The organism is Nostoc sp. FACHB-190 (assembly GCF_014696905.1).
Lineage (GTDB): Bacteria > Cyanobacteriota > Cyanobacteriia > Cyanobacteriales > Nostocaceae > Nostoc_B.
The window spans coordinates 85,786-106,820 of the sequence record NZ_JACJQW010000020.1; the positions used below are offsets into that span (position 1 = coordinate 85,786).

A 21,035-nucleotide genomic window follows, 5' to 3' on the forward strand; every position below is an offset into this window, starting at 1 on the left:
CTGCAAGAACGCAGAGAATTTAAAGGGGTAGACAACAGGGAATTACAATACAGCCAGAGCTATTTTTAGTTAAGGTTTTACTGGCTAAAGCACAGTCTTGAAATCTTTTTTGGGATGATTTTACAACTTCTATCAAGCTTTGCTCACTTAACATTCTTTTAATATAAGTAGAACAAGATTCTCCACCATGTAATTGCCGATGGGGACAAGCAAAGCCTTTCACTGGAGAAATATATCTTTGATAAGCAGTGATAAAGTGAATTGCCATTGTCTTGGCCAGAGGCTCAAAGCTTAGAGTTTGCATAACTGTCAGTAAAAACAACAGACAGTCAAGTTATAATAAGAAAACTAGCTTTTAAGCCTCTGTCAAGGGTTTTAACTTTGATAATTACAGTAGGTTTGTAAAGCGGGGGTCATCTTGCAGGATTTTGAGAACCTGTTTAATTTCTTGGGTGCGTTCTTTATTAACGATGAGGGTAACATTGCGATCGCGCACAATGACCACATCCTCTAAACCAATAGTAACAATTACATCCTCTGGATTAGTAGCATAAACAATCGCTCCTTGCGTATCTAAACCTAAGTGGGTAGCTAATTCTACATTGGGGTTCTCTTCCTTTTTTAATAAACGTTCGATCGCATTCCAATCTCCTAAATCATCCCAACCAAAATCTACCGGGAGGACGTATGCTAAATTGGTTTTTTCCATGAGTGCATAGTCTATACTCTTTTTAGGTAATTCAGGGTAAATATCAGGGCCGTATTGTTCCAGAGGCTTTATGATTTCTGGAGCATGGGTGTAAAGTTCCTCAAGAACAACCCCAGCCCGAAAGACAAACATTCCACTATTCCAGCTAAAACGTCCCGTAGATAAAAAAGTTTCTGCTAACTCACGGTTGGGCTTTTCAGTAAAGCGGTTGACATGATAAGCTGGCAACTCATTAAAGCTACCAATCTTTTCACCTTGTTCAATGTAGCCGTAACCAGTTGATGGAAAAGCAGGCTTAATTCCTAAAGTAACAATCGCTTTGGTGCTTGTTGCTAGTTGAGTAGCAGCCTTTAATGTGTCAGTAAACGCCTTTTGGTCAGCTATCCAATGGTCAGCCGGAAAAAAGCCGATAATTGCGTCTTCTCCATAACGTTTTTTAATTTCTAAACTTGTCCAAGCAACGGCGGCGGCAGTATCCCTTCCTTCTACCTCAATGAGTAAGTTTGGCGATGGCAGTTCGGGTAACTGTTGGCGTACACCTCCAGCTATCTGGCTGGAAGTAATCACCCACAAAGAATCCCAACCGTCTCCCAATGGGAGCAACCGATCCGCAGTGGCTTGCAGTAAACTTCTGGAACTACCATCTAAACTTAAAAATTGTTTAGGACGGTCTTTGCGACTCAGAGGCCAGAAACGCTCACCTTTGCCACCAGCGAGGATAACGGGGAACAAGGAACTATTCATGTTGTCATACACACCTACGCAAGAACACTACAAGTTTACTGTGAGCATTTACTCTGGCAAGATTTGTAGCTTGCATTAACATAACTTTTATGGAAGTGGTTGAGTGGGGAGAAAATTGTGATTAGAGAAGTTCAATTATCTGAAAGTGAAGTCAAGTCTCAGCAAATACCGAATTTAGACTTGGAAAGCAAACCAGGTCAAATTCAACGCATTGAAACTCAGGGAACGCTGCAAACCCTCGCCGAGACCAGCACAGAATCAGCAACTCAAGAAGCATCAGCCAGTTCCACCCGCACTGTTGTCGAGTCAGTCAGTGCTATTCCCAACGAACTGTACGACAGATTGGGCTTAAGTATGCCCCGGTGGCTACTGTGGATACTGACAGTAGTAATGGGGGTAATTCTTTCTGGTCTTTTAGTTTCCACCTTGGCGCTGTGGACTCCCTTATGGAGCAATTTAGATAAAACCGATGAGGAACTCGGTTTCGCTGGTAAAGAAGAGCAGAAAGTCCCTTTACCTGGGGAATTATGGAGCAAAATTTCCCAATACCAGCTATCCCGCCCCATGAATATTTTGATTATGGGGATTGAGCCAGTCAACGGTGCTGTTGATGGTTCACCAGAAAGTTTTGCTGGCAAAAGCGACACCATGCTTTTAGTCAGGCTCAACCCCAGTGATAAATCTATTCGAGTGCTTTCCATTCCCAGAGATACGATGATTGCGATCCCCGAAAAAGGGTTAACCAAGCTATCAGATGCTAATCCCCAAGGCGGGCCAGTATTGGCTGCTAGAGTAGTCAGCCGTACCTTAAACAATGCGCCCATTGACCGTTACATTCGCATTTCTACCAGTGGCTTAAGGCAATTAGTGGATCAGTTGGGTGGGGTGGAAGTATTTGTACCTAAAGCAATAGAATACCATGATAGTAGCAGCCAATTGAACATTAATCTAGTCAGTGGCTGGCAAACCCTTGACGGCGAACAGGCAGAACAATTCGCTCGTTTCCGGGAAGATGGATTAGGGGATTTACCGAGAGTACAGCGTCAACAAGCACTACTAGGTGCATTGATTCAACGCCTCAATAGTCCTACTGTCGTACCGAAATTGCCCCAATTAACCCGCATCATGCGGAAGTATTTTGATACCAACTTAAAGATAGAAGAAATGATGGCTTTGGTGAATTTCTCCGTGAATGTAGAGCGGGATAATTTCCAAATGACCACTGTTCCCGGTACTTTCAGCCGTTTCAGTCAAGATCCCAATAGCTATTGGCTGAATCTGACTGGACAATCAAATCTCTTGAATAATTATGTTGGGGTGGATGTACCTGGACTCAAGCCAGATACACGTCCAGTTTCTAACCTCAAAATTGCTATTCAAAATGCTTCTAATCAACCACAAGTTACGGAAAAAGTTATTGCCTATCTCAAAGAGAAAGGCTTTAAAAATATTTACACAACCTCAGATTGGCCTGATAGCCAGCGTCAAACTCAGATTATTGTCCACAGAGGTAGCCGACAACCAGGAATTGAGTTACAAAAAATCTTAGGTTTGGGTCAAATTGAAGTGTCAACAGCTGGAGACTTGGAATCAGATATCACAATTCGGATTGGTAAAGATTGGAAATAGTCAAAAATTATTGGTCAAGAGTTATTAAGCATTTGTGAATATTTGCTTGACTCTTGACTATCAAGCTATGAAAAAGATTGGGCGAAAATATTGAAGTTTTCTACAATCAAACTTCACCCAGTTTTCATAACTCAGTAAACAGGTGCGTAAAGTTATGAAAAAGATTTGGCAAAAATTGTTAAGTTTAATTGTCATTTTCCTTTTAGCTGGCTTGTGGCTAATACTGAGTCCAAGACCAGCTTTTGCTCAAATTAATACCATCAACTACAGCAATACCAATTTAGAAAACCGTGACTTCTCCAATGCTGATTTAGCAGGTGTCACTTTTGTGGCTGCGGAAATGCGGGGGACTAATTTCCAAGGCGCAAATTTAACCAATGCTATTTTCACCAAAGGAGTTTTATTAAAGGCGAATTTAGAAAGTGCAAACTTAACGGGTGCTTTAGTAGACCGGGTAACGTTAGATGGCGCTAACTTAAAAAATGCCAATTTTACAGAAGCTACTTTAACCCGTAGTCGTTTTTACGATGCTGATATTACTGGCGCGGATTTTACAGATGCGTTAATTGACCGCTATCAAGTTTCATTGTTATGTGAAAGGGCGACTGGGGTAAATCAAATTACGGGAGTGGCGACACGCGATAGCTTGGGTTGTCGTTAAAGAGTTGTCAGTATTCAGAATACAGAAGTCAGAAGCGGTCAGAGTATGATGACTCAGAGTCTAAAACTATGAGAATCTCTGTCGAGGAAAACCTAGAGTTAGCAAATTTTCTGGATTCTGACTTCTGACTCCTGAATTCTGACAAAGAATTTAATCATGAGAACAGGGAAGTTCAATGAAAAATTCGGTTCCTTTTCCGGGGGTCGATGTACATTTAATTTGACCTTGATGTTTTTCGACAATGATTTGGTGACTAATAGATAAACCTAGTCCTGTACCTTTACCGGGTTCTTTGGTGGTAAAGAAGGGGTCAAAAATATGGGAAGTGACATCTTCAGGGATTCCCAGACCATTATCAGCGATTTTGATGATTACTTGGCGATCGCTCTTTTGAGTGCTGATCCAAATTTTTAAAGGTACTCTGGGACAGTTGGTTGAAGCTTGTAAATGCTGATTCCAGATAACTTTAAATTTATCTTCTAAAGCGTCAATACCATTACTCAGAAGATTCATAAATACTTGATTTAGTTGTGCAGGATAACATTCTACTAAAGGTAAAGTGCCGTATTCCTTCACCACCTCAATCTGAGGACGCGCCCGATTTTCCTTGAGGCGATGTCCTAAAATCAGTAAAGTACTATCCAATCCCTCATGAATATTTACAGCCCTTAAATCAGCTTCATCAGTACGAGAAAAATTCCTCAGTGACAATACAATTTCTCTAATTCTTTCTGCGCCGACTTTCATGGAATCTAGTGTTTTTGGCAAATCTTCGATAATAAATTCCAAATTCTGCTGATCTATTTTTTCTTTAATATTTGGCAAAGAAGAATTATATTGACGGTAAATCTGCAAAACATTCATTAACTCTTGAGTATATTCATTTAAATGAATCAGATTACCAAAAATAAAACTAACAGGGTTATTAATTTCGTGAGCGACACCAGCGAGTAATTGTCCTAATCCTGCCATTTTCTCGCCCTGAATTAACCTTGCTTGAGTCTGCTTTAGCTCACATAAAGTTTGAGTTAATTCTAGAGTTTGACGTTTGGTTTGTTCCAATAATTCTGCTTGTTGAATAGCAACACCTAACTGCACGCCAACTTGTGCTAATAAATTGATTTCCTCATCTTTCCAATAACGTGGTTGAGAATTTTGATAAGCAACTAATAATCCCCATAATCTTTCGCCTTGGCGAATTGGCACAAAAGTTTCATTACGTGGTAACTTATCATCTTCATCTGTGTCTTCAAAGGTGGCTAAAACCAGTGGATTAACTTGTGTTAAAGGTTTCCAACCATCTTTAAAAGAATCAGCCACAAATTTACCACTCCAATCAGCATTAAAGCGATATATGGCTACCCTCTCTACTTTTAATAACTCGCGTACAGCTTGAGTAGTGGTTTTAAAAATAGTTTTGACATCCAACGACTGGCGGATTTTATCAATAGTCTCAGCTAATAACTTTTGCCGTTCCATTGATTTTTCTCGCTCGTTAGCCTCAGCTAATTGGATGGCTTGAGTTTGAACTTTTTTTAAATATGAATCTTGTTTTAAAGCAACTCCTAGTTGTTCCGCTATTTGGCTAACAAACTCAATTTCTGAATGTTGCCATTGACGCGGATTTTTACATTGGTGAATACATAATAAGCCCCAGAGTGTACCTTCTTGTAATAGAGGCGCGACTAAATTCGCCCGGACTTGAAATTTTTCCAGAATTTCTACATAACAAGAGGGAAAATTGCCTTGATAAATATCAGTAATAGCATTGACTCTACCTTGAGCGTAAAGGGGTGCGAAGTTTTCGCCAAAACAATGATCATAAACTTTATCTGCTACTGCTGAAGGATAACTATGACTCACGTCATCATAGATAAATTCTCCTTCCCAGTTTTTTTGCTGATCAAACCGAAAAACTCCTACACGGTCAGCTTGTAGTAATTGTCTGACCTCTGTGACAGAAGTTTGAAAAATTGTATCTAAATCTAAAGATTCCCGAATGCGAGTAATAATGCTGGTTAAAGTCTTTTGCTGATTAGCTTGATAGCGAGCTTCGTTTAAAAGTTTGTTGTGTTGTAAAGCTACTCCTAAGTTTTCAGCAATTTGAGACACAAATTCGATTTCTGAAGGTTGCCAATTTCGCGGTTTATCACATTGATGAACACATAATAAACCCCATAATTTTCCCTGTTTTAATAGCGGTACGATTAAATTAGCCCGGACTTGAAAATTTCCTAAAATTTTGGTATGACAAGGACTTAAGCCAGCATCATAAATATCAGCTACGGCTTGGACTCTGCCTTGTTGATAATGCACTGCAAACTGTTCACCAAAACAATAGTCATAAACTTTCGCAGCAACAACAGATTCCCAGCCGGCGGTAACATCTTCTGAAATAAATTCTCCTTCCCAATCTTTTTGCAGATCAAATTTAAAAATAGCCACTCGATCTGCTTGTAGCATTTGCCGCACTTCAGTCACGGTAGTTTGAAAGATAGTTTCTAAATCTAGGGATTTACGAATACGTGTAATCACACTAGTTAATGTTTTTTGTTGTTCTGCTTGGGCATTAGCTTTAGCTAGTAGTTCATAGTGGCGCAAGGCTACACCTATTTGTGTCCCAATTTTGCTCAATGATTCAATTTCATAAGGCTGCCATTGTCTAGGGGTAGAATTTTGATATGCAGCGATAATTCCCCACAATTTTTCACCTTGGATAATGGGCGCAGTTGCAAAAGCTTTGGCCTGAAATTGTTCTAATAAAATCACATGACAATTGGTTAATCCTGCTTGATAAATATCGTTGGCGCTAAAAGTTTGGTTGTGAGCATAACGTCCGCCTTGGGTTTGTTGTAAATAAGTATCGTTAATTACAGGTTGAACATTAACTAAAGGTGTCCAACCTTCAACAAATGATTCAGCAACAAACTCACCACTCCAATCAGGATTAAAGCGGAATATAGCAACGCGATCGGCTTCTAAGAGTTGGCGGATTTCTTGGGTAGTACTTTTAAAGATGCTGTCAATGTCTAAAGAGGGACGAATTTGATCAACAATTTGCGCGATTACTTGATCACGCTGGGCTGTCTGTGCCAGTTTTGTTGCTTGTAGTTGAACTTCTTGCAGATGACTAGCTTGTTGAATTGCTATGGTGAGATGATCAGCAATTTGGCGAATAAATTCAATTTCAGCATTTTGCCATTGACGAGGTTGACTACATTGATGAATACAAATTAATCCCCATAATTCTTGGTTTCTTAATAGAGGAACAATCAGGTTAGCACGGACATTAAATCTACTTAAGATTTCTCTATGGCAACTACTTAGTTCATCTACATAAATATCTGCTACTGCTTGTACTTTGCCTTGTTGATAATCAGCCGCAAATTGTTCACCAAAACAATGGTCGTAGACTTTTGCTGCTAAAGCTGATGCCCATTGATCAGCAACATCTTCAGCCACAAATTCTCCTTCCCAGTTTTTTTGATGATCGAATTGAAATATGGCTACTCGATCAGCTTGCAGTAATTGACGTACTTCTTTGACGGTAATTTTAAATATTGTTTCTAATTCTAAAGATTCTCTGATTCTGACTATGACACTAGCGAGCGTTTTATGTTGTTCTAATTGTTCTTGTAGTTGATTATTTGACAAGACAATTTCTGGTTCTGTGAGTGTTGATTTGGCTTCCATATTTTTAAATGTGTTGTTTATCAGTCGAAAAACTTTAATACTCAATACTTCCTGATGGGGAAGACCGATGAGATATAACATCAAGTACTAGGTTGCCCACTTTTGACAGATAATCAACAATAAATGTGCCAAGTTGAGAATTTAGCTAAATATTGGGGAAAGCAATTTATTTAAATGAGTGACAATTAGAAAAATCCTGGATTTTGTGAGGGGAAGGGTAGAAAAATTTAACTTATATGCACAAGAACTTATGAGCGTGTCAAAGTCAGAGAAGGAAACCTTTTTGATTCATGGCCATAGCAGTCCTAGTTGAGAAATAGACAAAAGGACAAGGAAGACAAGGTAGAGAGATGTTTGTACATCATTTAGGATTGCTATATGTAAATGGTTTGATTTAAACTGCGGGTTTCTCTAAAAATTGACCTGACAGATGGCAAGATTTCAGGTTAAATATTGTCAGATATGCACTCTGCAAGAGTTGTCAGGTATTATTCGTGACTAATCAAGAACAAAAATCATCTCGTTCTTTCGCTGGGATTGCTGGCATTGTTGCCGCAGCCACATTAATTAGTAAAGTATTTGGTTTGATCCGACAGCAAGCGATCGCAGCTGCTTTTGGTGTTGGTGCAGCTGCTACTGCTTATAGCTATGCCTATATTATTCCTGGTTTTTTATTGATATTACTGGGTGGGGTGAATGGGCCGTTGCACAGTGCTGTTGTGAGTGTTTTAGCCAAGCGCAAAAAAGAAGAAGCAGCGCCAATGGTGGAAACAGTGACAACATTAGTGGGGGGCATTTTGTTATTAGTAACGTTTGCCCAGGTTTTTTTAGCAGATACAATTGTTGATATTGTCGGTCATGGTTTGGATACAACCACAAGAGCGATCGCTATCCAACAACTGCAAATCATGGCACCGATGGCTTTATTTTCAGGATTAATTGGCATCGGCTTCGGTACCCTAAATGCGGCTAATCAATATTGGTTGCTTTCGATTAGTCCCTTATTATCAAGCGTTACCGTAGTTGTGGGCATTGGGATTTTGGCCTTGCAACTGGGTAAAAACATTACTCTGCCAGAATACGCCTTTATCGGCGGGATGGTTTTAGCCTGGGGAACCTTAGCAGGTGCAATTCTTCAGTGGGTGGTGCAACTAATTGTGCAGTGGCGGTTGGGACTAGGAACACTGCGGTTGCGGTTTGATTTTCAAGCCCCTGGTGTTCAAGAAGTCATTAAAATTATGACTCCAGCAACCATTTCTTCGGGAATGATGCCGATTAATGTGGCTACTGACCTTTATTTTGCTAGTCCAATTCCTGGGGCGGCGGCTGGGTTTAACTATGCGAATTTGCTAGTGCAAACACCTTTAGGGATTATTTCTAATATTATTTTGTTACCTTTATTGCCAATTTTCGCCAAACTAGCAGAACCAGAAAATTGGCCAGATTTAAAATTACGCATTCGCCAAGGTTTATTACTGACTGCCTGCACTATGCTACCCCTAGGCGCTTTGATGGTGGTGTTGTCTGTACCAATTGTGCAGATAGTATATGAGCGTGGTGCTTTTAAACAAGATGCTACAAAGTTAGTTTCTTCGTTATTAGTTGCTTATGGAATCGGTATGTTTGTTTACTTGGGGCGGGATGTGTTGGTGCGGGTATTTTACGCTTTGGGTGATGGACAAACACCTTTTCGCATCAGCACTTTTAACATTTTGCTAAACATTGTATTGGATTATTTTTTTGTACAACCCTTTGGCGCACCGGGTTTAGTGTTAGCAACTGTGGGTGTGAATTGCAGTTCAATGTTAATGCTGTTATGGTTGCTAGACCGCAAGTTGAATGGTTTACCTTGGCGTGAGTGGAGTGTGCCGATTTTTGGTTTATTCGGTGGGAGTGTGGTGACTGGATTTGTCAGCTATGGGACTTTATTTGGTTTACAGCAGTTGTTAGGTACAACAGGTTTAATAATTCAGTTAATAGAATTATCAATTGCTGGTTTAGTCGGTTTAGTTGTGTTTGGTGCGATCGCTTCACTTATGAACATCCCCGAAGTTAATAGTTTGGTGATTAAGATGCGCCAGCGTTTCTTCAAAAAATAACTCTGGTTCTTGTTCACCCAACTGGGTGAAGGATTTTTCACCCACTCGGCTACCTGAGTGTAGGAGGGTAAAAAGAGTTAAAAAAGCGACCATAGTAGTAGAGAGTACTGCACTCAACTCTAGTGGAGAGAAACTTATGAAACTCAGAACTTTAACTACTTCTACCCTTGTAGTTGCTTCTATTGTCCTCTCAGCTGGAATTGCTGCTGCTCAAACTGCTGGTACTAACGGTAGTTACATTGGTGCTGGTGTTGCAGCAGGGGCTACTAGTGGTGGACAAAGAAATGATGATGCTCAATTTGGTGGTAATGTCCAAGGACGTTATGCCATACCTAATGCACCTGTATCACTGCGAGGAAGCGTGTTATTTGGTGGTGATACAACTGCTTTTATGCCGATTTTGACTTACGATGCTGCGATCGCCAAAAATACTAACGTTTATGTAGGTGGTGGTTATTCATTTTTGGCTAATGAAGGTCACAACACCCCATTAGGTAATCGCAACGCACCTGTTGTCACCTTGGGTTTAGAATCGGAAGTTAGCAAAAACGTTATTGCCTATGGTGATGCTAAATGGGGCATTGACGCTTATCGAAACAGTGATGCTGATGCTGTTAGCTTCCAAGCAGGATTAGGTTATCGTTTTTAGGAAGTCTGAAGTCTGATACTGTATCATTCCTTGACAGTCAGAGGTAGGCGTACTGTAAAGGTTGAACCTACTCCTGGCTGACTTTTCACCGAAATTTCACCACCCATCATCTGACAAAAATGACGACTGATAGCTAAACCTAGTCCAGTACCACCATATTTCTTAGTGGTGGAATTATCCCCTTGAATAAAAGGTTGAAATAACTGTTGCTGTTGATGATGTGTCATTCCAATACCTGTATCAGCAACAATAAACGAAATTATGCCGAAGGGAGAGTCTGATAATAAGTTGGGTTTTTCACTTTTAACAGTGAGGGTGACTTTGCCGTTAGTCGTAAATTTAGACGCATTGCTTAACAAGTTTAAAAGTACTTGTCGCATTCTTGTCTGATCGGCATACATTGTACCTAGCTGTTCGTCGTAGTCTACTTCTAAAATGTTGCCATTTTTTTCAATGGAAGGCTTAATAGTCAATACCAGATTATTAACGAGATTGGCAATTTCAAATGTCTCTGGATAAAGAGTCATTTTCCCCGCTTCAATTTTGGATAAGTCGAGGATGTCGTTAATCAATTCTAATAAATGTCTACCTGCGGAATTGATTGTTTCTAAATCGGTAATAAAGTCTCCCGATAAGTTTAAATCGGTAGCGTCATCTTGCAGTAATTGGCTGAGTCCAATGACTGCATTTAAGGGTGTACGTAATTCGTGGCTGACGTTAGCTAAAAAGACACTTTTAGCTGTGCTGGCGGCTTCAGCTAGTTCTTTTGCTTGTTCTAGTTGTTTTGTGCGTTCTGAAACTCGCTCAATCAAACGATTTAATGATTTTGCTAATAAGCCAATTTCATCTTCGGTGGTGACGGGGGCGCGTAAATCAAAGTTAGATTTGCGGGCTACTTGTTCGGCGACTTGAGTCACTGTAATCACTGGTTCGGCGATCGCTCGACTGGTGCGCCATGCGATAATAGCTGCGATCGCTACCGACACCAGCATACTCACCATCACAATTAATCTTTCAACCCTTTTTGCCTGTTCTACATCTATCTGTCTATCTTGTTCTTGATTTTCGGCAGTTTGTAGAATATTCGTTAATTTTTCCGAAAGACTCTCTAATTGCATGGCTGTTTCACCACGCATAATTTTTAACAACTGCTCTCGGACTACAACAATTTTTTGGGGTTGTAGCGGCTGTTTCTCTGTTTTTTTTAAGACCGCTTCTATTTGGTCTACGTATGATTTTAAATTAATCGTATAATCTTCCAATAAAGCCTGTAAATTAGCACTGGTCGCTGCTAATTGCATTGGCTTTTTTTCGATAAAATTGTCAATTTTTCGCTCTAAATCTTCAGCTCTATTAACATTCTTTAAAAATTCTGTTTTTTTAGTGAGCAGTTGTTGAGAATCTTCTAATACTGCGACTAAATTAGAACTATGTAATTGCGCCCCGACTACGGCATTTTTATAGTTAGTTAGTAGTTGGCGTTGTTCTTGAGCTTGATTAAACTGCCTAATTTCTCTTCCTCGGTAGTAGTTGGCAATTACCAGACCAGTAAGTGAGCCAAAAAAACCAATACCAATAGCTACAAAGTAGCCATAGCCAATTTTTTGATGTATCCGCCAAGAACTAGCTTTGAGTTTCCCACTGGAGGGAAATTCGATTGTGGGCAGTTCTTCGCTTGATGAATCTTTGGCTGGCATTTTTTTGCTTTCTGAATTACTATCAATTGGGTTAGGCTTGTGAGTTTGCATACCTCAAATCTCCTCGCCCTTCCGCAAAAATCGCCACATCAATTCCATCTTTAAAATTAAATTAACTGGTGATTAACACCTACACAATTTTTTGTAAGAAGCAGCGTAAATAATTATTCTTTAAATAATTGCCATGACTTCATTGTATTTAGGTGATTTTGATATGAATGTATACAAAAACACTGAAAAACGATAAAATCCCGTGTTTACATATAATCAATACGTTTTTATAGTAAAGCTTATGCTGAAATTTTATCTTTAGGGTTAGGGTTTTTGAAACCTAGTTAATATCAGGGATATTTTAACTACTAGATACACTGTACTTATTTTTAATCTTGTCTTGTACGATGGAAATACTTAAATGCCAGACAGATTAATTCATCTCGCATCTTAACATCGATCAGTAGGATTCTCAAATAATTCTGGAAAGGATTCTCAAATAATTTTGGAATTTGGATAGCCTGGATACTAAAAAACCTCTGCCTTGCTACTCAAGCAATAGGAAGACAGAGGAATTTATATATCAGGCTTACGTAAAGGAATAGTCTATGGAGACTGGGTGGAGGGGTATGGGAGTGAAAGGGTGTATTTGTACCCTGCACCCCTGTACCCAGTCTTTACAGAAAATCTTTGTGCATAAGTCCTCAGATTACTAGGCGATCGCAGTTGAGCGCAACTGAGTAACTGCTTGCTTCAACAACTCGGCCTTGTCGGTTTGTTCCCAAGGCAAGTCTAAATCATTCCGTCCCAAGTGACCGTAAGCCGCGATGTCCTGATAAAAACGTCCGCCTCTTTCACTTGGTAAGTTACGTAAGTTGAAGCTATGAATAATTCCTGCTGGACGTAGTTCAAAGTTTTGTTTGACTAATTCCAACAAAATTTCATCATCTACTTTGCCAGTTCCAAAGGTTTCTAGGAGAATACTAACTGGTCTAGCTACACCAATCGCATAACTCAACTGCACTTCGCATTTTTCTGCCAAGCCAGCAGCTACAATGTTTTTGGCTACATAACGCGCTGCATAAGCCGCAGAACGGTCTACTTTTGTGGGGTCTTTGCCAGAGAAAGCGCCACCGCCATGACGGGAATAGCCACCGTAGGTATCAACAATGATTTTTCTGCCTGTTAAACCAGAATCACCTTGCGGCCCACCAATCACAAATTTACCCGTGGGATTGACTAAAAAGCGAGTTTCTTGATCAGGCTTGATAGTAATATCACTAAAAACAGGCTCAACCACTGCTGTCCAGAGGTCTTGCTTGATTTTAGCTTGCACTGCGGCTTCATCAGTGATTTCCCCAATTGTAGCTGTGTGCTGTGTGGAAATCAGGATAGTGTCAATGCCTACGGGTTTACCATCTTCGTAGACTACGGTTACTTGAGTTTTACCGTCGGGACGCAGGTATGATAATTCGCCTGTTTTGCGGACTGCTGCCAGTCGGCGGGCAATGCGGTGTGCCAAACTGATGGGTAAGGGCATCAGTTCTGGAGTTTCGTTACAAGCAAAGCCAAACATGATACCTTGGTCGCCTGCCCCAGTGGTATCGAATAGTTCCTCACTATCCTGTTGGCGGGTTTCATGGGCAACATTTACACCTTGGGCAATGTCAGGTGATTGTTCATCCAATGCTACAATCACACTGGTGCTGTTAGCAGAAAAGCCATTATCTGCATCAACATAGCCAATTTCAGCAATTTTTTTGCGAGCTAGATGCACATAGTTGACATTAGCCTTGGTAGTGATTTCACCAGTAATTAATACTAAGCCCGTATTAACTACTACTTCTGCGGCTACGCGACTGCTGGGGTCTTGTGCCAGTAAGGTATCAAGAATCGTATCTGAAATTTGATCGCAGATTTTATCTGGATGGCCTTCAGTTACTGACTCGGAGGTAAATAAATAGCGTCTAGACAAAGAGATTTCCTCCTATGGTAGTATAATCACTGACTAAATACTTTATTTAGTTCAGCTAATTATTTCTAGAATCATATCAATCTTGACACATTCCGTAGTGAGTGTATTTTTATATTTTTAAAAAGAGATAATCAAATTTGTGTATTTGTAAAGGAATTAATAATTAAATATTTAGTAAAGTCAGCCCGGTACACTCCCTAATCTTTCATCCCTATATTCCCCTAAAATAAGGAGCGAGTAAGCGTCAATAATTATTATGCGAGTAGTAGCCCTTGTACCTGGCGGAATTGGCGACCAAATTCTCTTCTTTCCGACTTTAGATAGTCTGAAGCGTTATTATCCCAACGCTCAGATAGATGTCGTTACGGAACCCCAGTCAAAGGCTGCCTATCGAGTGAGCAAGTCTGTTCACGAGGTACTGACCTTTGATTATAAAGATCGTAACAGTCTAGCAGATTGGGGTAACTTGGTAGGCACAATACGCGATCGCGAGTATGATGTCGCCATTGCTTTTGGGCAAAGCTGGTTAGTCGGACTAATGCTCTGGCTAACAGGGATTCCCCTGCGGATTGGCTTTCAAGGCAAAGGAGCCGTGTTTCTGACTCATACTGTGCCGTTTAATCCATCTCAGTATGTAGCGGCGGCGTATCACGAGTTGCTAAAACCATTGGGTATAGCCACACCCGTGCCAGAGTTAGCAGTAAATGTCCCGATACCCGACATCGACTGGTCACAAAATGAGCAAAAACGTCTAGGCGTAAATGACACAGGCTACGTCTTGATTTATGGAGGGGTTGATGCAGGCTCACGGGGGAAAGGTGCTGAGAAAATCTATCCGGTTGAGCATTGGCAGCCAATTATTCAAGAATTTCAACAAAAACAGCCAGATATGTCTGTAGTTGTGATTCAAGGTGCTGATGATGAACAGTTTGTGCGATCGCTCCGCGAATCCTGTCCAGAAATCAAAGTCACATCTCCTGATAATACAGGTAAGTTGACAGCTATGATTGCCGGTGCCAACCTAATGCTGTCTACCGAAAGTGCGCCATTACAGTTGAGTGTTGCGGTTCAGACTTATACCATTGGTCTGTTCGGCTCTTCAGATCCAGATAAACTGTTACCAAAAAGTGAAAAATTCCTTGCTATTAAATCCCCCTCTGGGAAAGTAGCAGATATTTCACCCACAACGGTTTCTGAAAAAATCTGGGGCGGCTAATTTTATACCAATTATGTAGAGATGTTGTACACAACGTCTCTACAACAGTAATAAATTAATACTGTTCAGTGAAGGTAATGAGAGTTGATGTCTCAATTTCCTATCAGACAATGATTAAGATTTGGGGGATTCTCCACGCCACATGCTTCAAGTCGGCAAAGCCGACGACAGTCGCCTCAAGTCGGGAAACCCGCCCACGGCGCTGTCTCCCCAACGCAGTGGCTCCCCAAGCCCCCGATTGGGTGACGGTTGCGTCCCCCAAACCCCCTCCAAAATCATTTTTTCGTTTTTTGTTGAGTTATAGCGTCTTTGTATGGCAGTAGCTACTCTGCGAGAAGCCGAGCAGAGCTTGAATGCCAGGAAGATTAAGACTTTTTCTCCTGCCTGGTTGGTGAGCTAACTTGTACTGAGCGCAGCCGAAGTAGCCGAACCACTGCCTTCTACTACAAATGACAACACACCATAAAAATTAACCCCTCCTGATAACTTAGGAGGGGTTGGAAATTAATATCCGCCTTCTTCTTCGTATTCTGGCTGCCTTTCTTTGACTTTTTTGGGAATGTTCACGGGTTTTGGTGCATCTTCCCAAGCATCGCTTTCTACATCGTCGTCATAATCATCGTAATCGTCGGTGTAAGCTTTGGTTTCGTACTTGGGTGGTTGTTGATATCTGTCGCCGCCTGTGGCTTCACTCCAGTTATCTTCTTCGTCGTCTTCTTCGTAGCGGATAGACTCATATTGTCGCGCTCGCATGACTTCGCGGCGTGGTCTTTCTTCTTCTACGTAGTCTTCGTTCCATTCTTCTTCCCGCGCTACGGGTTCGGGGGCGCGGACTTTTGGCTTGGGTGGCTGTAATGGTGTGCCGCTAGGTAGCTGATTTGCAGGTGCAACTGTGCGTGGTGCAGAATAACCATATTCTTCTTCTGCATCACGTTCCCAAGGTGGTTTGCCGATACCTAAACGTTCTAAAACGCCTACTGTTAATTGCGTTGTACGTTCTTCTGCTCCTTCAAACACAATTAATCTACTGGGGCCTGTGCTAACAACTTCGTCGATGGAAATTTCGTAGGTGCTGAGAAATTGGTCGGGAATTTGCGGTACTCCCAAAGAAGCAATAATTATTGAGTGCAGCTTCCCTGATATACCATCAAACTTAAAGCCCCGCACTCTACCTAAGACTTCACCTGTTTCTGTAATTACTTCCCAGTTAATCAGATTACTGAAAGCTTCAATTTCAATATCTTCGATGACATCTTCGTTATCAACCAGGATGGCATCACCAATTTGGTTGATACTACTAAGGTACATATAGCGTGGCAGTCCAGAGATAGAGATCAGGCTGTCTCGTAAACCAAGAGCCACAACCTCCCTTTGATCGATATCAACCCAGATTTGATTCACAATCCCTAGCCGCTTGGCGTTGTCGCGGGTAATCACCTGAGTATTTAATAAGTCGGAACGCCTAATTATCTGTTCAGAGGTCATTCTATACCGAGTCCTGATCTCGAATCCGGTTTATCTATACACTATTATTAACAAAGATTCAAGCAGATGTATTCGAGGATGTTAACTTAATTCCCAAAACTTGGGTGTAAGCGCCTCGTGCTTGAGTAACGCCAATGGTGCGTTCGGCTGATTCTATCATCGGACGACGCAAACTCACAACTATGAATTGTGCCAGTTGTGCTTGTTGTTTGATCATTCTAGCTAATCGTTCTACGTTTGCCCCGTCTAAAAACATATCTACTTCATCAAAGGCATAAAAAGGTGATGGACGATAGCGTTGCAGGGCGAAAATAAAGCTTAAGGCGGTGAGGGATTTTTCTCCCCCAGACATGGAAGCTAATCTTTGTACGGGTTTACCTTTGGGGTGGGCGACTAAGTTTAAACCACTGTTAAAGGGATCTTCAGGATTATCGAGTTGCAGGTAGCCGTCGCCTTCTGAGAGGGTGGCGAAAATTGATTGGAAGTTTTCGTTTACTGCGTCAAAGGCTTCTTTAAAGGCGCGTTGTCGCAGTGTGGTAAAGTTTTCAATTCTTAATAATAATTCGGTGCGTTCGGCTTCTAAGGTTTGTAATTTTTCTGTGAGTTCTTGCAGGCGGTTTTGGGTGCGTTCGTATTCTTCTAACGCCAGCATATTTACAGGTTCCATTGCTTGCAGGCGTTTGGCAAGCGATCGCAATTCTTTCTGCAATTCTTCTAAATCTACCTGTTCTGGTACTTCCGGTAAAGGGCTGGGTAATTCTGGAAGTAGTTCTCGCAATTGATTTTGCAACGCTTCTAGTTCTTCACGCCGCTTTTGCTGGGTTTCTTGGAGTTTTTCGAGTTCCCATTCCAATTGTTGCTGACGGAGTAAATGCGATCGCACTTCTTGTTCAATTGCGTCACGTTTTACCTTTTCTTCACCCAAACTTTTTTCCATTTCGCTGAGTTTGGCGCGAGTTTCGGTGATTTGAGTGCTGAGTGCTGCGTGCTGGGTGCTGAGGGTTTGAAGTTTCTGCTGAGAAACTTCTTGTTCTTGATGATACTGAGCAATTTTTTGTTCAGCTTCTTGGATGCGTTCTTGTAAACGTTGTTGCTGATTTTCTAAGTTTTTCAGCCGTTGTTCTGCTTCCCGTAATGCGGATTCCCGTTGTTGTAATTGTTGCTCTTGGGTTTTAATTACCGCTTGAATTTGTTGCCATTCACTAGGCGTTTGGGATGCTTCTAATTCTGCTAAAACATGACGTAATTGTTGTAATTGCGCTTCTTGCCCTGGTAAATCTTTATCCAAAATTTCTAGGCGAGATTGGGCGGCGGAGAATTTTTCGGTATTTTGGGCAAGTTGCGATCGCGTCCCTTCCAATTGCGTCGTCAAAGCTTTAATATCTTTTTGCAACTGTTCTAATTGCAATTGCTGTTCGCGGCGTGCTTGACGGGCTTCGGTGAGTTCTTGGGTGAGTTGTTTGGTTTTGCTGGATAAAGAAGCGATCGCATCAATACAACGATCTAAAATCCGTTCTATATCTGTCAAGCGACTTTTCAACGCAATGGCTTCATCTGATTCCGCCGCTTCCCCTGTACCGAAGCGCAATGCTGAACGCTGATTTGTACTACCACCAGTCATTGCGCCACTGGTTTCTAATAATTCCCCATCTAAGGTGACGATGCGATATAAACCGAGGTTTTTCCGCGCCTGTTCTAAGCTGGCGAAGACGACTGTGTTACCAAAAACATAGTTAAACACATCTTTATAACGGCGATCGCACTCAACCAAATTCACAGCATAATTAACAAAGCCGTTGGCTAATCGTAGCGTCGCATCTTGAGTAATTCTGGGAGCTTGTATTTTATTTAAGGGTAAAAATGTCGCTCTCCCGGCGCGTTTCTGCTTGAGTAATTCAATCCCAGCCGCAGCTATCCCATCATCATCAACTACGATATGTCCCAGCCGCGCACCCGCCGCAATTTCCAACGCCAACTGAAAACGGGGTTCCACCCGTCCCAAATGTACCACCAAACCACAAACCCCAGGCATCCCCGATTGGATAATTACCTTACTAGCTTGCGTTCCTTGGACTTCTTGTTGTGCTTGGGTTTGCGCCTCAATTTTATCTAATTGGCGTTGTTTTTCCCGTTGTTCACTAGAAAGCCGCTTTTGTGTGTCTTGCTGAATTTGTAATTCCTGTTCTGTCGCCGCCAGATTTTGCGCTAAATTTTGGATGGGTTCACTAGAGGCGTTAAATTCTGTCTCAACTCGCACACATTCAGCTTGCTTTTCTGCCAATTGTGGTTCTAAAGTGGCAATTAACTCAGTTTGTTCGTTAATGAGTTCTTGTAGCTGACTATTGCGTTCTCTTAATTGTGCTTGCTCGGTGCGTTGCGGTTCTAGAGTTTGCAACAAAGTTTCAATTTGACGATTCAGTGCAGTTTGTTGCTGTACCCAAGCTTCCGAGGCGGTGGCAATTTCGGCGGCGGCTTCGCGGGATTTTTGTAGTGCTTGTTCCGCCTCATCCCGTTGCTGTTGACAATATACAATCGATTGCCGTTCGACATTTTGGGTTTCGGCAATTTCTCCCAAAGCTTGCTGCTGCTGTTGAATTTCTTGCTGAGTTTGCACCAAGCGTTTAGCTGTTTCTTGGGAAGTTGCTTCTAATTCTGTTTGCTGACGCTGGAGTTGCTTGCGTTCCGCTTCTTGAGTAGCGAGAGTAGCTTGTACTGCTAATAATTCCTCTTCACCCAAAGCTTTCACATGAGCGTTAAGCTTTTCTAATTCAGCAGTTTTCTGAGTAATCCCGACATTTAGCGTTTCTAATTGCAGTGTTAAATCATGATGAGAGCGATCGCCATTTTGAATTTCCGTCGCTAACTTTTCTTGCTGTGCTTGCAGCGAACGCCACGATAACACCGCTTCCCAAGATTGCTTGTGTAAATATTCCGTCCGCAGCTTTTGATATTTTTCCGCCTTTGCCCTATCTTGAGAAAGGCGATCGCGCTGTGCAGTTAACTCCGTCTCAATAATCCGACAACTATCTTCCTTCTCCTTCACCTCATCTAAGGTACCCTTAGCTTGGTGAATTTTGCGATCGAACGCCGCCACCCCCGCCAACTCATCAATAATTTCCCGCCTCTCCCGCGCATTCATCGAGATAATGCTAGTCACGTCCCCTTGCAACACCACGTTATAGCCTTCAGGATAAATCCGCAGACTCTCCAACTCCTCATGCAACTCCGTCAGCGTACAAGCCGCACCATTGATATAGTAATTTGACGTGTAAGTTCCTTGATGAGTCACCCGCAACCGTCTAGTTACACTCCATTCACCATTGAGTGCTGAGTGCTGAGTGCTGAGTGCTGAGTCAGAATTCTCAATTTCTCCCTCTAATTCCTCACTCTGCGCCTCTGCGTCTCTGCGTGAGATATCCTCCCCCGTCAAATCAAACGTCACCGTGACACTAGCTTCCACAGATGCACGTCCTTTAGCCGTTTGAGTATTATTTACCAAATCCGGCAGGCGATCGGCCCGCATTCCCTTAGAACTGGCGAGTCCCAAACAAAACAACAGCGCATCCAAAATATTCGACTTACCGGAACCATTCGGCCCAGATATGACAGTAAACCCCGGCAGCAAAGGGACTGAAGTAGTACCGCCGAAGGATTTGAAGTTGGTAAGTTCCACGCGCTTGACGTACACCATATTAGGCGCTGGTTCACTGGGCTAATGGCTAATGAAGAACAAGTGTATCAATTAATGAAAATTTAGCAATAGGTTGTATGAATAAATTATCGTAGACGCGCAAGCGGCTTGCCGTAGGCTACCGCCAAGGCACAGAGGAAGACACTTGCGTGGGCGGGTCTCCCGACTTGAGCAAAGTGTCTGTCGAAGACACTTGCTTGGGAGGGGAGCTATGACTAAAATATCAAAAGTAATTTTAACGAACTTTAAGAAAAATAGTATTGTTTTGAAAATTATAATTGTTGAGTTTTGTTATTTCTCAAGTCTTGTGAGAAATCTTAGGATCAGTTTTTTACCATTTTGAAAAGGGAAATTTAGCTAAATTACTGTTGAAATACCGCCCATCAGTAGAAACTTCTGCACCAATCCATTCTGGGATTTCGATTTGTTGTTGTTCATCAGTTAATTCAACTTCTGCTAAGATTAATCCTTTATTATCACCATCAAACTCATCAATTTCCCAGATTAACCCGTTTAATTCTACTTTGTACCGTACTTTTTCAATTAACGGGCGATCGCATAATGTATCTAACATTTCTTCTGCGTCTGTTAGGGGAATTTCATATTCAAATTCCGAGCGAGAACAATTCACACTCGGACTTTTAATGGTTAAATAACCCCGGTTGTTAGCAATCCTTACTCTGACTGTAACTGAGTTTTTAGTAGCAATATATCCTTGTCGATACACACTACCTTTACCTAGCTTTCTCCAGGCATCTCCCTTCACTAAAAATTTCCGTTCTATTTCTTTAGCCAT

The 21,035-nt window shown here is 41.6% G+C and carries 14 protein-coding genes; 5 read left to right on the forward strand and 9 right to left on the reverse strand.

All coding sequences use genetic code 11. The features are described 5' to 3' along the window. Positions 1 to 19 precede the first annotated feature (19 nt). A complete protein-coding gene (gene yidD / locus H6G28_RS20920) occupies positions 20 to 304 on the reverse strand; it encodes a membrane protein insertion efficiency factor YidD (RefSeq protein WP_190673756.1) in 285 nt (94 codons plus the stop codon). 84 nt (positions 305 to 388) lie between these two features. Continuing rightward, a complete protein-coding gene (locus H6G28_RS20925) occupies positions 389 to 1,453 on the reverse strand; it encodes a mannose-1-phosphate guanylyltransferase (protein WP_190587874.1) in 1,065 nt (354 codons plus the stop codon). Positions 1,454 to 1,570: 117 nt separating this feature from the next. On the opposite strand from H6G28_RS20925, the gene H6G28_RS20930 reads away from it, so the two are divergent. After that, a complete protein-coding gene (locus tag H6G28_RS20930; protein WP_190673759.1) occupies positions 1,571 to 3,082 on the forward strand; it encodes an LCP family protein in 1,512 nt (503 codons plus the stop codon). A gap of 154 nt (positions 3,083 to 3,236) precedes the next feature. After that, on the forward strand, positions 3,237 to 3,743 hold the full coding sequence (locus tag H6G28_RS20935; protein ID WP_190673761.1) for a pentapeptide repeat-containing protein: 507 nt from the start codon (positions 3,237 to 3,239) through the stop codon (positions 3,741 to 3,743). Between the two features lie 150 nt (positions 3,744 to 3,893). Here H6G28_RS20935 and H6G28_RS20940 read toward each other — a convergent pair whose 3' ends face one another. Beyond that, positions 3,894 to 7,436 carry a GAF domain-containing sensor histidine kinase gene (locus H6G28_RS20940; protein ID WP_190587877.1) on the reverse strand — a complete coding sequence of 1,181 codons (3,543 nt, stop codon included), beginning with the start codon at positions 7,434 to 7,436 and terminating at the stop codon, positions 3,894 to 3,896. A 494-nt stretch (positions 7,437 to 7,930) separates the two neighbouring features. Between H6G28_RS20940 and murJ the strand changes: the two genes are divergently transcribed. Beyond that, entirely contained in the window at positions 7,931 to 9,535 is a 1,605-nt protein-coding gene (gene murJ, locus H6G28_RS20945; protein WP_190587878.1) for a murein biosynthesis integral membrane protein MurJ, read from the forward strand. A gap of 136 nt (positions 9,536 to 9,671) precedes the next feature. Continuing rightward, positions 9,672 to 10,184 carry an outer membrane beta-barrel protein gene (locus tag H6G28_RS20950; RefSeq protein WP_190587879.1) on the forward strand — a complete coding sequence of 171 codons (513 nt, stop codon included), beginning with the start codon at positions 9,672 to 9,674 and terminating at the stop codon, positions 10,182 to 10,184. A gap of 23 nt (positions 10,185 to 10,207) precedes the next feature. Here H6G28_RS20950 and H6G28_RS20955 read toward each other — a convergent pair whose 3' ends face one another. Together H6G28_RS20955 and metK are read right to left on the reverse strand one after the other, a co-directional pair. After that, positions 10,208 to 11,932, reverse strand: coding sequence for a sensor histidine kinase (locus H6G28_RS20955; RefSeq protein WP_190587882.1), 1,725 nt, complete (start codon positions 11,930 to 11,932; stop codon positions 10,208 to 10,210). Between the two features lie 652 nt (positions 11,933 to 12,584). Continuing rightward, the gene (gene metK, locus H6G28_RS20960) at positions 12,585 to 13,847 is read right to left on the reverse strand and encodes a methionine adenosyltransferase (RefSeq protein WP_190587883.1); all 1,263 of its coding nucleotides are present in this window, start codon (positions 13,845 to 13,847) and stop codon (positions 12,585 to 12,587) included. Between the two features lie 256 nt (positions 13,848 to 14,103). On the opposite strand from metK, the gene H6G28_RS20965 reads away from it, so the two are divergent. Continuing rightward, positions 14,104 to 15,063, forward strand: a complete 960-nt coding sequence (locus H6G28_RS20965; protein WP_190673764.1) for a glycosyltransferase family 9 protein — start codon at positions 14,104 to 14,106, stop codon at positions 15,061 to 15,063. Positions 15,064 to 15,166: 103 nt separating this feature from the next. Here the strand turns inward: H6G28_RS20965 and H6G28_RS20970 are convergent, their stop codons facing one another. The 4 genes from H6G28_RS20970 to H6G28_RS20985 all read right to left on the reverse strand — a co-directional run bounded on the left by H6G28_RS20970 (position 15,167) and on the right by H6G28_RS20985 (position 21,035). Beyond that, a complete protein-coding gene (locus H6G28_RS20970) occupies positions 15,167 to 15,325 on the reverse strand; it encodes a hypothetical protein (protein ID WP_190673768.1) in 159 nt (52 codons plus the stop codon). A gap of 242 nt (positions 15,326 to 15,567) precedes the next feature. Then, positions 15,568 to 16,548 carry a PRC-barrel domain-containing protein gene (locus H6G28_RS20975; RefSeq protein ID WP_190587886.1) on the reverse strand — a complete coding sequence of 327 codons (981 nt, stop codon included), beginning with the start codon at positions 16,546 to 16,548 and terminating at the stop codon, positions 15,568 to 15,570. 58 nt (positions 16,549 to 16,606) lie between these two features. Next, positions 16,607 to 20,239 (reverse strand): chromosome segregation protein SMC, encoded by a 3,633-nt coding sequence (gene smc, locus H6G28_RS20980; protein WP_190673771.1) that lies wholly within the window; start codon positions 20,237 to 20,239, stop codon positions 16,607 to 16,609. A gap of 331 nt (positions 20,240 to 20,570) precedes the next feature. Further along, positions 20,571 to 21,035 carry a CYTH domain-containing protein gene (locus tag H6G28_RS20985; protein ID WP_190587888.1) on the reverse strand — a complete coding sequence of 155 codons (465 nt, stop codon included), beginning with the start codon at positions 21,033 to 21,035 and terminating at the stop codon, positions 20,571 to 20,573.

Excerpts from the sequence above, each read along its gene's own strand:
- H6G28_RS20965 (WP_190673764.1), top strand. The coding sequence starts at position 14,104 with ATGCGAGTAGTAGCCCTTGTACCTGGCGGAATTGGCGACCAAATTCTC.
- H6G28_RS20955 (WP_190587882.1), bottom strand. The coding sequence starts at position 11,932 with ATGCAAACTCACAAGCCTAACCCAATTGATAGTAATTCAGAAAGCAAA.
- H6G28_RS20975 (WP_190587886.1), bottom strand. The coding sequence starts at position 16,548 with ATGACCTCTGAACAGATAATTAGGCGTTCCGACTTATTAAATACTCAG.
- H6G28_RS20925 (WP_190587874.1), bottom strand. The coding sequence starts at position 1,453 with ATGAATAGTTCCTTGTTCCCCGTTATCCTCGCTGGTGGCAAAGGTGAG.
- H6G28_RS20950 (WP_190587879.1), top strand. The coding sequence starts at position 9,672 with ATGAAACTCAGAACTTTAACTACTTCTACCCTTGTAGTTGCTTCTATT.
- H6G28_RS20940 (WP_190587877.1), bottom strand. The coding sequence starts at position 7,436 with ATGGAAGCCAAATCAACACTCACAGAACCAGAAATTGTCTTGTCAAAT.
- H6G28_RS20935 (WP_190673761.1), top strand. The coding sequence starts at position 3,237 with ATGAAAAAGATTTGGCAAAAATTGTTAAGTTTAATTGTCATTTTCCTT.
- H6G28_RS20985 (WP_190587888.1), bottom strand. The coding sequence starts at position 21,035 with ATGGCTAAAGAAATAGAACGGAAATTTTTAGTGAAGGGAGATGCCTGG.
- smc (WP_190673771.1), bottom strand. The coding sequence starts at position 20,239 with ATGGTGTACGTCAAGCGCGTGGAACTTACCAACTTCAAATCCTTCGGC.
- yidD (WP_190673756.1), bottom strand. The coding sequence starts at position 304 with ATGCAAACTCTAAGCTTTGAGCCTCTGGCCAAGACAATGGCAATTCAC.